Origin of the sequence: Chitinophaga sp. 22620, from assembly GCF_052044405.1 — a bacterium.
Classification (GTDB): Bacteria; Bacteroidota; Bacteroidia; order Chitinophagales; family Chitinophagaceae; genus Chitinophaga.
In genome coordinates this window covers 1225294-1239997 of record NZ_JBQEMV010000001.1, presented here as the reverse complement: position 1 = coordinate 1239997, position 14704 = coordinate 1225294, and the positions used below count along the sequence as shown (strand labels likewise).

Sequence of the window (14704 nt, the reverse complement as noted above, 5' to 3'; positions counted from 1 at the left end):
GCTCAGGATTTTCCGGTATGGCCAAACCCGCCGGTTCCTCTTTCTGTGTCCGACAATTCGGGTACTTCTGCCAGGGCAGCCTGCACAAAAGGCGCGATCACCATTTGTGCAATGCGGTCCCCATGCTGGATGGTTTGCGGTTCGGTGGAGAGGTTGATCATGATGATCTTGATCTCTCCCCTGTAATCTGCATCTATCGTGCCAGGCGTATTGAGCAGGGTAAGGCCCTGCTTGATGGCGAGGCCGCTGCGCGGGCGCACCTGTGCTTCAAAACCCGCCGGCAGTTCCATGAAAAGGCCGGTAGGTACCAGGGTGCGTTCCATCGGCTGCAAGGTGATGGCAGCTTCCAGGTTGGCGCGCAGGTCCATGCCGGCGGCGTCTGCCGTGGCATATGAAGGCAAAGGGTTTGCCGAGCGATTGATGATCTTTACTTGAATATCAGCCATTGAACAAAGGTAAACAGTTATCTATAAATCAGTTATTGCTTTTCCAGCAGCACGGTGGCATAGGCCACCACGCCTTCTTCACGCCCCACGAAGCCGAGCTTTTCGGTAGTGGTGGCTTTGATGGACACTTCTTCCACGGTCACGCCCAGGTGCCGCGCGATCACTTCCTGCATGGCGGGAACATATGGTTTGATCTTGGGCGCCTGCAGGCAAAGGGACGCATCCACGTTCACCACGCTGTAGCCTTTTTGTGCGATCAGCTCCACTGTGCGGGCCAGTAATATTTTGCTGTCGATATTCTTATAGGTCTGATCCGTATCCGGGAAATGCACCCCGATATCTCCGAGGCTGGCAGCGCCCAGCATCGCGTCGCAGATGGCATGCAGCAGCACGTCCGCATCGCTGTGGCCCAGCGCGCCTTTGGTGTGCGGCACCAATACGCCGCCCAGCCAGAAATCCCTGTCCGGCACCAGTTGATGAAAATCCACGCCTAATCCGATCCTTAACTTGCTCATATTCGTTTATTTAGCAGACCCGTAAAATAATAAATCCCCCATTGCTTCGGAGGATTTATTTAACTATCAGTTATGGCAAAGATACGTTCTATTCTTCATTGGAACCGATGTCGAAGCTGAGCGTGAAGCGCAGCGTGTTAGACAGCGGGTTGCGCTGGATCCCCGTACCGGAGGGCACCAGGTAGGAGAAGTTGAGCCCGAAGATGTTGTATTTGACGCCGATGCCGGCAGTAAAGTATTTGCGGTTGCCTTTGGTGGCATGCTCGTTGTAATAACCCGCGCGCACTGCAAACAGGTCGTTGTACCAGTATTCGCCGCCTATTGAATACATCAGCTCATGCAGCTCTTCCTTCATTCCGCCCGGCGCATCGCCGAAGGAGGAAAACATGCCTTCCAGCACGCTTTTGTCAGGATACACCAGCATGGTATCGCCCTGGTACTGCGGTGTGGGCACCATCAGCTTGTTCACGTCCAGCATGAAGGTCACCTTGTTGTATTCGTCGAGGCCGATCGTGTATGCCGCGCCGATACCAAGGTTGGTGGGCAGAAAGTCTTTTTGCGCGGATTGCGTGTAGGAAATCTTCTGGCCGATATTAGTGAGGGCAAAACCGAAGCTGAAATTGTTATTTCCCCCGTTGTTGTTTTCAAAATCCTTGGTATAAAAACCGGAAAGATCCGCCGCCACGGAGCGCCCGGGCCTGATAGGCTGGTTGTCTATCGTACCGGAAGCAAGGCTGGAGTGGATATAACGGAGCGCTACCGCGAGGCTCCAGTTATCGCTGAGCTTGCGGGCATAACCGGCATCGAACGCCCATTCACGGGGGCGGAAGTTACCGTCGAACTGGCCATTGCTGTTCCTGAACTCGATGTCGCCCAGGGAAAAGTAACGGAGAGAACCGCCGATGGTCTGCAATTCGTCTATCTGCGTATAACCCGCCACCTGCGCCAGGAACACATCACTCACCAGCTCTTTCAGCCAGGGCGTGTAGGTTACGGCAACGGCCGATTTCTGTTTGGCGAAGGGAAGTTTGGAAAAGTTCCAGTATACGGAATTGGCATCTGGCGACATGGCAATGCCCGCGTCGCCAAGTGCGCCGCTGCGGGCATCCGGGGATATTCTTAAAAAAGGAACAGCCGTGCTGATTACATTCTGCCTGCCGTCAACGGGAACCGATGGATCTATTTGAGCGTAAGTACGCTGGCATAGGAACAGGGAGAAAATGCAAATAACAACTGTCGTTATCCTGGAAAACATGCAATACTTTATTTAGTTAGCTTAAACGTAAAAATAATGTCTAATTTATTAAATCCAAGTAAAGGGCGAGCAACGTATAATATTATTTTTTCAAATATAGTCAATTTTTAATCTATACATTATAATAATATAAGTTGTCCTCCGAATACTTTTTGAGTATTATCCTTAGCCCTTACAACGATTTGGTAAAAGTAGATGCCAGGGGTCACTCTCGATCCTGCGTCGGCCGTGCCATTCCACGAGACGCCATCATAACGGCCATTTGCCGTATTTATTGTACGCCGGATAGTGCTCACGATCTGGCCGGCGGCTGTAAAGATACGTATAACAACATCAACATCAGCGCCTTGTTGGTTATGATAGAATATAAAGCGCGTCTGCCCCCGGAACGGATTGGGAAAATTGCCCACTTTCTCCACTGCCAGCGAGGATTTGGGAATTACTGTGAACCGGATGTTAATGGTGGTGGAATTGTTGAAGCTATCCCAGGCGCGGATGGTAAGGGTATGTTCCCCCGGCGCCAGCCCTGCCATGGGAAAACGGATGTTCCCCTCCCGGAAATCGCCGGGCAGGGCTTCATAGAACTCGTTGAGAATGAAGAACTGCGTGCTGTCGTCCAGGATGGCGGTAATATCATGCCCGATGCCGTTGCCGGTGGCGTTGATGCCGCCGGGGTCGCGCAGGTTGATGAGCAGCAGCGGGTTCTCATGGGTGATGTCGCCGCTGGTGAAGCCACGGTCGTTCATCCAGGCGCTGATCACCGGGCCTTCGCGGTCTTCCGGCGCATCGGGCGCGGTACCGTTGGCTGCCAGGCGGTTATAAAAACCACCGCCGTCTTCGGTCGTGTTGCTGGTATAAAAGCTCAGGCGGGCATTGCCGTCTGCCTGGCTCATGTCCTTCGGCACAATGAAAGTGAAGCGGAAACGCCCGTTCTGTACGGTATCGCGGCCACGGAAAAGTATACGGTCCTGCACACTGAAACTTGCCGCGCTGCTGCTCGGGTCGTTGCCGCGGGTATTGCGGGCGGCGGGTTTGTCGTACACGGTCACATCCACCATGCCATTGTAATTGCCCCGGAGATTCCCTGATCCATCCCTCACGCTGCCGGCAATGGTGTATTTCCCCAGCGCCTTTAGCGAATCGGTGGCCTGTATCTCCCTGCCGTTCAGCGAATCGGTGGTCACCCGCCATTTCGGGAAGGCCAGCGGCATTGCTGGGTCGCCCAGCAGCTGGAATTTCCGGTTATTGATCACATCCCCGTTCTGGGCATAGGTATCATTTTTCGCCAGCATGGCGCCCTCGCCCAGCGTGGGCATTATACCGCCCGCACCGGCACTGAAGGCCCGGCGGAAGTAATTGGCGTTCATCACAAGGTTGGAATAGGCAAACACGGCGCGGGTGGTGGTCATCAGCGCAATGGCCCCGCCATTCTCCCGCATCAGCAGCCTCTCGCCCAGTGAATGGAGATCCGGGTTGTCGAAAGGCGCGAAGTCGCAGGTGGCCGTCACCATCAGGGGCAGCCTGCCCGCATTCTGCCAGCCGTCGATGGCGCTTTCTTCCACTATGGCCTCTTCTGCCAGCCGGTTGAAGCTGCCGTGACCAGTGTAATTCCACACCAGGTTGCCGCTGTACATGCGCTGGCGAATGGCCTCATTCACAGCGGGGTAGCGGCTTCCGGCGGTGGTAGACACCTGGGGGAACGCATCCAGGTAAAGCTTGCCGGTATTGAACGGGCTTTCTTCCTGCGTAATGATATTGCTCACGGTCTCGGCGTCTTCAAGGTGCAGGTTGCCGTCCTCATCGTCCGCCACGAAGGTCATTTCCTGCCGCCATGGACCAAAGCCCGCCGGGGTATTGTATTGTATGATCTTATTCACTGCCACGTCCGCCTCCTGCAAGGTTCTGACGGGCAGGCGGCCAACCGCCGCATCCAGCAGGGCGCCGTTGCCGTTGATGTCGTCCTGGTCGCCCAGGAAACCATAAAAGTCGTCGGACACATAACTGTTGATGCCGTGCAGGGAGTTGTCGCTTTGCCAGGCGGGCACGAAGTTCGTATTGTTCCGCACCCGGTTCTTATAGTCGTAAGATGCGCGGCCGAATAACAGCACGTATCTCAGCCCGCCACGGTCGTGCTGCATTTTCAGGAAATCGCGCAGCGCGGCAGGGTCTGCAATGCCGGAGCCGAATTCGTTCCAGACCAGTTCCGTGGGCACCACATGCACCTGCAGGCCATGGGCCTCCCGGTGCCAGGCGGCCAGGCGGGCGGCGGCGGACTGGAAAGCGGAAGGCGTGATAATAAGCATACCGACGGCGGAAAGGCCATGCAGGTCCTGGTTCGGCACAGGGCCTATGTACAGCGGCGCAGGCAGCGCGGCCGGGTTGAAGGCGGCGTATTCGCGGGTAACGGATGCATCCCTCGAAAAACGGAGCGTGCCGCCGGTGAGCGTAGCCTGGAGCTTTACCGGCTGATGCGGCAGGGTCACGTCCCAAACCATCGTTTGCGCGGTACCGTTAGCCAGCCCGAATCCGGCGGTTTGCCCGGTGCCCGTGCTGCGGGAGTCACGGAACAGCAACGCGCCCTGTGCCGGCAGAACAAGCGGGGCGCGGCCTTCCAGGGATATGAAGTCCAGCCAGCCCTGGGCGCTGGAATTGCCGGTGAATTTCAGGGTATAATTCCCGCCACCGGCTGTCGTAAAACGCTCGGTAACCGTGCTGGCGTAGGTGTCAAAAATATTCCCGTTCACGGGCGGCGGCAGGAACGAGCGCAGCGCCGTGCCGTTCAATCCCAGGTCGAACCGGGCCCCGGCCATGCTGCGGGCCGCCAGCCTGATACGCAACCGGGCTTCTGTAAGCCCCGCGGGCGCTTCCAGCGTATAGCTCCTTTCGGTGACGCCGCCGGGAATAGTGCTGAACACCGGCCCGAACCATTGTTTGCCGCTGGAAAGGATATTCACCTCGTCTTTTTCGTGGACCGTTTGAAAATCATAAGCAGTTACGGTCTGCGTGGCCGCGGGCATACCCGGGTCCGAAATTATCCGTTGCCCGCCGGGAGCGATATTCAGGAAGTAACAGGCTGAGTCTGAATAGAGATGGGCGGTATGGTAGTACCCGCTGCCGTCCCGCTGCCAGCGGTGGGGCCCAGGGGCGTAAAATAAAAGGTAGTCGTTGCCGTTAAATAGGCCATCGCCCCCGTCTGCCACCCAAATGGCGTTCTGCAAAAGATCATCTGGCCGGGCGATGGAATTATCTTCCGGGATCATTCCTCCCCCGTTGCCGAAGAGGCGGATGGAACCGGAAGCGAGGTTGGCGGTGGAAATGCCCATGGACTGGAGTTGCGCGGCGTCTATCTTATAGACCCCGGTTTCTTTTACGGCCAGCTTGTACCAGCTGCCGTCTGCCAGTACCGAACGGGCCGCGTAAGTACGCTGGGCCATAACCCGCCCGGCCCCGCAAAGCAGGCAAAGGATAGCGCAAAGGGCAAAGCGGGAACGGTTCATAAAGAATGGCAGGGTTTGTATTCAACACAAACCTAATGTATTACAGGATATTTCGCAACCTGGGGACTGTTCCCGGTAAACTTTTAGGGTTATTACATTACAGATTAATTAATTTTGTTATAAAATAAAAAGAATTACATTTGCGTTTACTTAATTGAATACCTAAATTGTATCGATCAAAAGCTGTTATCGCATGCGCAGATTAACCTCCTTATCCTTGATTGTAGGCACCGGTGTGATGTTGTCCATGTCGGCCTGTAGTAAGAACGGCGGCGGCCTTTTCGGGAAGAAGAAAGAATCCTCTTCCGCTACCGGCTGGAGCTATAATGACCCAAAAATGGGTGGTTTCTCCGTTGCCAAGAGTAAAGACCAATTCACCGGTCCCGGTCTCGTGTTCGTTACGGGCGGCACATTCGCAATGGGCGCCACCGAGCAGGACGTCATGATGGACTGGAACAACATACCCCGCCGTATCACGGTGTCTTCTTTCTATATAGATGAGAATGAAGTATCCAACGTGAACTACCGCGAGTACCTGTACTGGCTCACCCGCATGTACGGCGAATCTTTCCCGGACGTATACCGCGGCGCACTGCCCGATACCCTGGTATGGCGCAGCGAGCTGGCTTACAACGAGCCCCTGGTGGAATATTATTTCCGCCACCCGGCTTACAACGACTACCCGGTGGTGGGCGTTACCTGGAAGCAGGCTACGGATTACGCCAAATGGCGCTCCAACCGTGTGAACGAAAAGCTCCTCATGGACGCCGGTTTGCTGTCTAAAGCAGACATCATGAACCAGGCGGACGATAATACTTTCGACAGCAAATCTTACATGGCGGGCCTTTACGAAGGCACTCCCGGTAAAATGAGCAAAACCGCGAAGAAGCAGTTCAGCAATCCCGACGGCTCTCCCCGCGGTGCCCAGTTCGAAGACGGCATCATGCTGCCTGCCTACCGCCTGCCTACCGAGGCTGAGTGGGAATACGCTGCACTGGGTTACATCGGTCAGAACCCGAGCCCTTCCAAAAAAGAAGGCAAACGCGGTGAAGAGCTGATCCTCAACAAGCAGATCTATTCCTGGGGCACGAACAACAGCGGCCTGCGCGACATCCGCCGCGGCAACTGGCAGGGCCAGTTCCTGGCGAACTTCAAACGCGGCTCCGGCGACAACATGGGTATGGCCGGCGGCCTGAACGACCGTGCATCCATTCCCGCACCTGTACGTTCTTATTTCCCGAACACTTTCGGTATCTATAACATGTCAGGCAACGTGAGCGAGTGGGTGAACGACGTTTACCGCCCGCTGACCACCATCGACGGCGACGACTTCAACTACTTCCGCGGTAACAAATTCCAGACTGTTTACCAGAATGCTGAAAAAGAATTCGAAAAAGACAGCCTGGGCGCCCTGAAAATGCGCGATGTGACCGACGAAGAATCCGCCAGCCGCCTGAACTACCAGAAAGGCGACGTGATCAACTACCTGGATGGTGACAGCCTGTCCCTGGTTGAATACGGCTACGGCGTAACCACGCTGATCAACGACAAATCCCGCGTGGTGAAAGGCGGCAGCTGGAACGACCGTGCTTACTGGCTTTCCCCCGGCAACCGCCGCTACATGCAGGAAGACATGGCTACCAACACAGTGGGCTTCCGCTGCGCGATGGACCGTGTGGGCAGCCCCGAGGGTAACAAGTTCAAGACCGGTAACGTGTTCCGCTCACAACGCCAGAAACGATAACAACAGCGAACTGTTTTACATAAAAAGAGGCCGTCTCATTGGGACGGCCTCTTTTTATTTCGGGACGGTTTGATCCATATGCAGAGATCTGGCTGTGTACTCCGGGTGTAAATTAAAAGCCGCCCCGGGTATTCCGGGACGGCTTCTTTGAATATCTGGTTATCGCTTAGCGTTTCTTCGCTTTTCCTTTTGCGGCGGTTTTAGCTTTCGCCTTCGGAGCCGGCTTCGCTTTTACGGCCTGTTTAGCCTTCGCTTTTGCCTTAGGAGCAACCTTTGCCCTGGCGGCTGTTTTTGCTTTAGCCTTGGGCGCTATTTTGGCCTTTGCCGCGGTCTTAGCTTTCGCCTTCGGAGCAGCTTTGGCTTTAGCGGCTGTTTTTGCTTTCGCTTTGGGAACGGCCTTTTTAGCGGTTACTTTGGCTTTCGCTTTGGTAGCTGCTTTTGCCTTTGCAGCTGTTTTAGCTTTTGCTTTGGGTGCAGTGGCCTTTTTGGCGGCCGCTTTTTTAGCCGGTTTGGCTTTTACAGCGGTCTTAGCTTTGGGCGTAGCGGCTTTTTTGGCCGGCTTGGCTTTCACTGCGGTCTTAGCCTTTGCGGCTGTTTTAGCTTTCGCTTTAGGAGCGGCTTTGGCTGCGGTCTTGGCTTTGGCCTTGGGAGCGACCTTCGCCCCTGCTTTCGCTTTTGCAGCAGCGTTTGCCTTAGGAGCAGCTTTCGCTTTGGCCTTAGGTGCAGCCGGCGTTTTTGCTGCGGTTTTAGCTTTTGCTTTCGGCGCGGTTTTCGCCTTGGGCGCCGGGGTGGGCGCCACGGCGGCGGGTTCATCTGCTTCTACATCGTCATCCTCTTCATCATTTTCATCATCATCATCATCATCGTCTACAATATCCATCTCCACTTCCACGCCGTCTTCCTGGTCGTCCAGTTCATCTGCTTCTTCCGCTTCTTCTTCCACGGGTTCTGCTTCTGTGGATGGATCTTCCGGCCTTACCACCGGTTCCCAGCCTTCTGTATCTCCTTCCCACAGCTCAATGATCTCACGCGCGTGATCGCCATTGTTGGGGGTGTGAATGATGTGTGCGATATTTCCCTCTTCGTCTATCAGGAAAGTAGTGCGGTGCGTACCGTCGTATGTGCGGCCCATAAAGGTCTTTTCGCCCCAAACGCCATAGTCGTTCAGGATGGTATGGCTCTCGTCTACCAGCAGGGGGAAAGGCAGCTCATACTTGTCCGCAAATTTTTTGTGGCTCTTCTGGTCATCTTCACTCACGCCTATCACCGCATAGCCTCTCCTTAACAGTTGCGAGTAGTGATCCCGGAGGTTGCACGACTGGGTGGTACAGCCGGGGGTCATGTCGTGAGGATAGAAGTAAAGGATCACTTTTTTTCCTTTGAAATCGGCCAGCGAAACAGTATTGCCATGCTGGTCCAGGGCGGCAAATGCGGGGGCAATATCCCCTTCTTTGAGGTGCGTCATGGTTTTACTAGCGTTTAAACGGTAAAGTATATGTGGTTTGATTGTTGGCAATGTCGGTAACGGTTAACGTCAGCGTATGGTTACCGGGCGGACAATGCTCATCAAAGTTATAAGAAAGTACATTACTTTTTCGCGATAAACGCAACCATTTTCCATCTAATTCCGCCCTGTAGGATTTGATGCCGCTGGCATCGTTCATGGAAAATGCGATTCTCGTTGCTTTTGAAAGGTTTGCGTTCGGTTTTACGGCGCCGATAACCGCCACGCGCGGCGCGATGGTATCCACTGCCAGGTAAAAATCCCCCAGGTCGCGGAAGGTGCCTTTGAACCAGCCGTTCTCCGGCACTGCGGCTGAAATGCTTTCACCCAGGCCTTTCCGTACGATCACCATCTTGTCGTTCCATTCCGCGGGCACAGGTTTGGTGGGTTTGATGCGCAGCCCGAAATTATAATGCACCGGTACCAACGCGGTATGCAGGCGGTATGTATTGGAAAACGCAGTAGCATTGGGCAATTCCACGAAACGGAAACATATGTCGTCGTACAGGCTGCCTTCTTCAAGGAAAAACTCCACCTGGTTGTTCTCAAAAATATTGCGGCTTTCGGTGTACATACGGTTCGCGCACACCGGCACGGGAGCGGCCCCGCTTTCCTGCTGCAGCGTCAGCTTCACCTCCGACCTGTTGCCATAGGCATCGGTCACCCGCAGGGTTACGGGGTGGGGCTGCCTGTCAGACAGGTCGATGATGCCATCGCCGGCCAGGTCGTGGTATATGTCCAGGCGGTTGCCGGGCAGCGCAAACAACAGCTGCACATAAGGCCCACCGCCTTTTTTCAGCTTGTAATCGATATGGGCGTTGAGGTACCGTGTTTCGTCGTACCCGATATTATCCAGCTGGAAACCGCAATCCACCTGCCCGTCGCGGATCAGCAGGGCTTCGTAGATGCCGTTGGGGTTGGGGGAATTGCTCTGGCGGTCCAAAGCGCTGAGGCCCAGGCCAACCCTGTTGGTGGATACTTTTACCAGCGGCTTCGACGCCACGTAATCGCCCGATTTGGTGCGTTTCACGGGTATGGTCACGGGCGTTTGCTCGTACAGGCTGCGGTTGCGGTCGTACACCACGATGCGCGATATTTCCGGGGCCCGCGTATCGGGTATGCTGAAACCGAAAAGCATGGGGTTCAGCGGTTTCTCGGTTTTGGAATCCCTTATTTCGAAGTGCAGGTGCGGGCCGGCAGAGCCGCCGGTATTGCCGCTCCAGGCCACGAATTCGCCTTTTTTCACGGGGAAAAGGTTGGGGGGTATCACCAGGTCCACCGACCAGTATTCCAGTTCATATTGTTTGCGGGTAACGTATTCGTCCAGCAGGGGATAAAATTTGTTCAGGTGGGCGTAAACGGTCGTGTAACCATTCGGGTGGGTGATGTAAAGCACGTTGCCGAAGCCGAGATGGCTCACGCCAACGCGGCTTACATACCCTTCAGCCGCGGCATGCACGGGAAGGTTCTCCCGCTGCTGGGTCTTGAGGTCGAGCCCGGAATGGAAGTGGTTGGGCCGCAGTTCACCGAAATTCCCCGCCAGCTCTATCGGCACATTCAGCGGGTTCCTGAAATATCCTTTCGGGTAGTGTTTTTCCGGAAGTTCTTGCGCTTTGAGCAGTTGCGGTAACAAAAGCAATAATGCGATCGATCTTTTCATCCTGCAAATGTAATAGTTATGCGGTTTTAGCCGGCCATTTTACCTGATTCACCACGATTTAACATATTTTTTTCGGGCAGGTTATGCGTTTTCGTTAATTTCCGAACTGCTAAAACAATTCTTATGAGCTATCCGATTCAAGAGATCCAGGGGATAGGCCCCAATTACGCAAGCAAGCTGATAGGCATCGGCATCAATACTGTGGCTAAACTGCTGGAAGACGGCGGCACCAAATCCGGCCGCAGCAGGCTGTCTGAATCCACCGGTATACCGGAACCACTGATACTCACCTGGGTGAACCATGCGGACCTCATGCGCATCAACGGCGTGGGTGACCAGTTTGCCGAGCTGCTGGAAGCCGCCGGGGTGGATACGGTGAAGGAACTGCGCAACCGCAACCCCGAGAACCTGCACGCAAAGGTGACCGAGCTGAACGCGCTCAAGAACCTCAGCGGCAGGGTGCCTACCCTTTCTGAAATAACAGGGATGATAGACCAGGCGAGAGACCTGGAGCCTGTGCTTACCTACTAAAATAAGAAAAGCGGGGCCGGAAAATACCGGTCCCGCTTTTCAGCTGATATCAACCTACAACTGTTTTTTAATTTCACTGATCAGCTCCACAAACCTGCGATCTGTGCGAATCTCCGGTTGCCATGCAAGGCCCATTTCGCACAGGTCGTATTCTTTTTTAATGGTAGCCCCAACCTTCCCTTCCTCGTTGCCCAATATCCACACGGTATCCGCCACAGCCGTGGCATTCTCGATGTCGTGGCTTACGATGATGAGGGTGTTGTGCTCGCTCAGGGTAGACACTTTCAGGAGCAGTGCTATCACTTTGTCCACCATCAGGATGTCCAGCCCTGAAAAAGGCTCGTCCAGCAGGATGAATTTATTGCCCGTCAGCACCTGCTGGATGATGCTCGCGCGCTGGCGCTGGCCGCCGCTCAGCTGGGCGGGGTATTTGTTCAGGTGCTCCGTCAGCTCGAAAGTTTCTGCATAGTCGTGGATCACTCGTTTTTTTTCTTCTTCGGTGAGGGTCACGCCTGAATTGTCCAGCCCGATCCTGAGGTTGCGGTAAATGCTGCGATGGTTGAACAGGATGTAGTTCTGCGGCACGATGCCCACCTGGCCTGCTTTTACGGGATGCTGGTCTTCCCCGATCCTCACCACTCCTTCCGTGGGCTGTATGAGGCCGGACAGGGTTTTGAACAGCTGCGTTTTACCGATGCCGCTTCTGCCTATCAGCGCCACTACCTGGCCCTGCTGCACGCCCTCGCGCTGGATGTCGTGGACCTGGAAATTCACGTCCCGCAGGATCTTTTTTTCGCCGTATTGCAGGTGGATGTTCTCGGCGCTCAGCAGCACTTTGTTTTTGCTATATGCGTTCATCAGCGGGTATGCAGTTTAGTGTAAGGGAATAACCAGTGGCGGAAAAGCCCCAGGATAAAATCGAAAAAGATGCCCAATACAAAAATGATCAGCAGGGTGCCGAACACGATATCCAGCTGCACATACTTGTTGGCTTTGATGAGCATTACGCCGAGGCCGCCCTGGCTCATGCTCAGGCCTTCCACGGAGGTGATCATCAGCCATGCGATGGCAAAGTTCTGCCGCATTACTTCAAACACCTGGTCCAGCCGGCCCACGATGATCACTTCCCAGAGGCTCTGCCAGCTGTTCATGCGCAGGGTGGTGCAAAGCTCGAATTCCTGCTTGTTGATGTTCTCTATCACACCCAGCAGCGAGGTTACGAAGAAAGGCACGATACCGAAGATCAGCAGGCTCAGCTTCAGCTGCCCGCCGTTCTGCGTGAGCAGGGTGAACAGGAAAATGAGGCCCGTCAGCGTCAGGTAACGGCATTTGATCACGAACCTGGCAATGGGCTGGAAGAACGGCACGATGGACAGGTAGCTGATAATAAGGGCGATGATGATGGAAATGCCCATGCCTTTTACGGTGAGCGTAATGCTGGCAAACAGGTTGTCAATAAAATCAGGCATTGTGAAGATGGTGCCGATGGCTTTCAACACCTTGTCCGGCGTGGGTATGAGCCCGCCGCCGCTCAATTGCCATACCAGCAGGGCTATCACCGCCTCCGCTACCAGCAGGATGGTCATGGTCCGTTTGTCCAGCATCCGCAGCGGTTCAAATATTGCTTTGAGTTTATTCATGAGCAGGTTTGTAACAATGCCGGCCGCACGAATGCAGCCGGCATTGGAAAAGAAAGATTAGTTACCCAGCACGATCTGCACACGGCGGTTCTTGGCGCGGCCGGCGGCAGTGCTGTTGTCCTCTTCGGGTTTGGTGGCACCAAATCCTTTGGATTCGAGCCTTGCAGCGGCAAGACCTTTACCCTGGAGGTAAGCCTTTACGGACTCGGCGCGTTCGTTGGAGAGCTTCATGTTGGAAGCGTCGTTGCCCACGTTGTCCGTATGCCCGTAGATGCCCAGCTTCAGGCCTTCGGCCACTACGGCGCTTTTCAGGATATCGTCCAGCACGGCGTAAGATTCAGGTTTGATGATGGCGCTGCCGGTCTCAAACTGCACCTGTACTGATTTGGAAGATACTTCCTTGGTGATCTCGGTAGCATATTGCTCCTTGATGGCGGTACCGGTCAGCAGCTCGGGGTGATTGCTCACCACGGAAGCCAGGAAGGATTTGTCCACCACCTTGTTGTACACCGGGTAGGAAGGCACCAGCTCAGGGTACATTTTCACGAGGATGTCGCCGAAGGTGCCGTATACGATCTTGTAACGGTCCAGCTTGTCGTCGCCGAGGCCGAACATGTTCGCAGCGTCAGCCAGGTTGTAGGCCATGGAACCGCCGAGATGGATGTTCACGCCCTGCGCGTCCTTTTCTTCGCCGCCGTTGTAATATTTCAGCCAGTAAGCGCCGTTCTGCTCGTTATACACTTTCGCGGAAACGTCTGCCGCGAACTGCTTGGCGTCGGTGAAGGAGCGCACCTGGTCGCCGGCCTGGGCCAGCGCCATGATCAGGTTCTCGATATCGGTCCTGTGATCGTTCGCGAACTTCTTGATGGTGATCGTGATATTCGGCATCTGCGCGGCATATTCACGCGTGGTGGCGATGTTGATCAGGCCGCCTTTTTTCTGGGCGATGTTCACGTCGCCGGGCGTCCAGGTTGCAACACCGTCTACGCCTACTGTCGTGTCTTTCGCGATCTTCTTGCCGTTCTCAACCAGCTTGCGGCTTTCGGAATAGCCGGCAATGTATTTGTTGGCGGCGTCCAGGAAGTCGTTGGCGGCAATGAGGTTGATGGCGTTCCGGTCAAAGGAGGTCTCATCGGGGTTCACGCGCAGGCCGTTGTCGCCCGCCCATTTCACCAGGATGTTCATGTCGCCGTCGCGCAGTACGCAGGCTACGGTTTTACCGAGGGCGCTCTTCGGGTCCACCTTCCATTCGGCGGGGCCCATCAGCTTGTCCTCACCATAGCTTTTACCCATGCTGTAGAAAGCGATCGGCTGGTATTCTGGGCCGAGGGGCTCCAGTTCCTTGGCCAGCGCGGCAAAGAACATCGGCATACCATCGCCCATGAAGGAGGCGAACACGCCGGTGGTGTTGGGGTTTGCCTTGTAGTCCTGGGCAAATTTCACCATGTCCGCAACGGATTTGTTACAGTCGTCCTGGCGAACCACTTCGATCTGCATATTTGCTTTGTCTACCAGTGAGCCTTTGGTGGTTTTCGGGCCGCCGTTGGCATACATCAGGGGGAACTGTGAGTTCCAGGCCATGATCTTCCAGCTCACTTTGGTACCGCCGTTGGCGGCTTCTTCGGCTGAGGGAAGTTCCAGCTTGGTAGCATTGCCGGTCAGCGACGCTTCAGGCGCGTCGGGCAGGCTTACTTTACCGATTTCGGTGGAAGCTTTTGCTTCCTGGGGGCGTTTGTCCCACCAGAGCACTTTACCGGCGTAGATGCCGCCAAGGATCAGGAGGATACCTAATACTTTACCACCGGGTTTTACTTTGATTGCCATAGTTTGTTTGGTTTACAGGTTGTTTTTGAATGATCGTTTATACGTTCCAGTTATACCGCCGGGCACACCGGTGGCTAACCGCTTTGTT

11 protein-coding genes are annotated in these 14704 nt (G+C 55.0%); 2 read left to right on the top strand and 9 right to left on the bottom strand.

Annotated features, from left to right (window positions below; all coding sequences use genetic code 11):
• Positions 1 to 2: 2 nt before the first annotated feature.
• The 4 genes from dut to porU form a co-directional block, all read right to left on the bottom strand.
• Positions 3 to 446, bottom strand: coding sequence for a dUTP diphosphatase (gene dut, locus ACTJIK_RS05275; protein ID WP_440645306.1), 444 nt, complete (start codon positions 444 to 446; stop codon positions 3 to 5).
• A 32-nt stretch (positions 447 to 478) separates the two neighbouring features.
• Positions 479 to 961 carry a 2-C-methyl-D-erythritol 2,4-cyclodiphosphate synthase gene (gene ispF / locus ACTJIK_RS05270; protein ID WP_440645305.1) on the bottom strand — a complete coding sequence of 161 codons (483 nt, stop codon included), beginning with the start codon at positions 959 to 961 and terminating at the stop codon, positions 479 to 481.
• An 88-nt stretch (positions 962 to 1049) separates the two neighbouring features.
• Positions 1050 to 2216: a type IX secretion system outer membrane channel protein PorV gene (gene porV / locus ACTJIK_RS05265; protein ID WP_440645304.1), complete on the bottom strand. Its 1167-nt coding sequence runs from the start codon at positions 2214 to 2216 to the stop codon at positions 1050 to 1052.
• Positions 2217 to 2335: 119 nt separating this feature from the next.
• Positions 2336 to 5713 (bottom strand): type IX secretion system sortase PorU, encoded by a 3378-nt coding sequence (gene porU, locus ACTJIK_RS05260; RefSeq protein ID WP_440645303.1) that lies wholly within the window; start codon positions 5711 to 5713, stop codon positions 2336 to 2338.
• A 193-nt stretch (positions 5714 to 5906) separates the two neighbouring features.
• On the opposite strand from porU, the gene ACTJIK_RS05255 reads away from it, so the two are divergent.
• Positions 5907 to 7457, top strand: coding sequence for an SUMF1/EgtB/PvdO family nonheme iron enzyme (locus tag ACTJIK_RS05255; RefSeq protein ID WP_440645302.1), 1551 nt, complete (start codon positions 5907 to 5909; stop codon positions 7455 to 7457).
• A 166-nt stretch (positions 7458 to 7623) separates the two neighbouring features.
• Here the strand turns inward: ACTJIK_RS05255 and bcp are convergent, their stop codons facing one another.
• Positions 7624 to 8922, bottom strand: a complete 1299-nt coding sequence (gene bcp, locus ACTJIK_RS05250; RefSeq protein ID WP_440645301.1) for a thioredoxin-dependent thiol peroxidase — start codon at positions 8920 to 8922, stop codon at positions 7624 to 7626.
• 7 nt (positions 8923 to 8929) lie between these two features.
• Positions 8930 to 10621 (bottom strand): M23 family metallopeptidase, encoded by a 1692-nt coding sequence (locus tag ACTJIK_RS05245; RefSeq protein ID WP_440645300.1) that lies wholly within the window; start codon positions 10619 to 10621, stop codon positions 8930 to 8932.
• Between the two features lie 123 nt (positions 10622 to 10744).
• Here ACTJIK_RS05245 and ACTJIK_RS05240 point away from each other — a divergent pair, with 123 nt between their 5' ends.
• Complete coding sequence (locus ACTJIK_RS05240; RefSeq protein ID WP_440645299.1) at positions 10745 to 11152, top strand: DUF4332 domain-containing protein; 408 nt, start codon at positions 10745 to 10747, stop codon at positions 11150 to 11152.
• Positions 11153 to 11206: 54 nt separating this feature from the next.
• Here ACTJIK_RS05240 and ACTJIK_RS05235 read toward each other — a convergent pair whose 3' ends face one another.
• From ACTJIK_RS05235 to ACTJIK_RS05225, 3 genes are read right to left on the bottom strand one after another with little or no spacing between them, the layout of a single operon-like run.
• Positions 11207 to 12010 carry an ABC transporter ATP-binding protein gene (locus tag ACTJIK_RS05235; protein WP_440645298.1) on the bottom strand — a complete coding sequence of 268 codons (804 nt, stop codon included), beginning with the start codon at positions 12008 to 12010 and terminating at the stop codon, positions 11207 to 11209.
• Complete coding sequence (locus ACTJIK_RS05230) at positions 12010 to 12792, bottom strand: ABC transporter permease (RefSeq protein WP_440645297.1); 783 nt, start codon at positions 12790 to 12792, stop codon at positions 12010 to 12012. Before ACTJIK_RS05230 ends, ACTJIK_RS05235 begins: the two co-directional genes overlap by 1 nt.
• A 57-nt stretch (positions 12793 to 12849) precedes the next feature.
• A complete protein-coding gene (locus ACTJIK_RS05225; protein WP_440645296.1) occupies positions 12850 to 14616 on the bottom strand; it encodes an OmpA family protein in 1767 nt (588 codons plus the stop codon).
• Positions 14617 to 14704 lie beyond the last annotated feature (88 nt).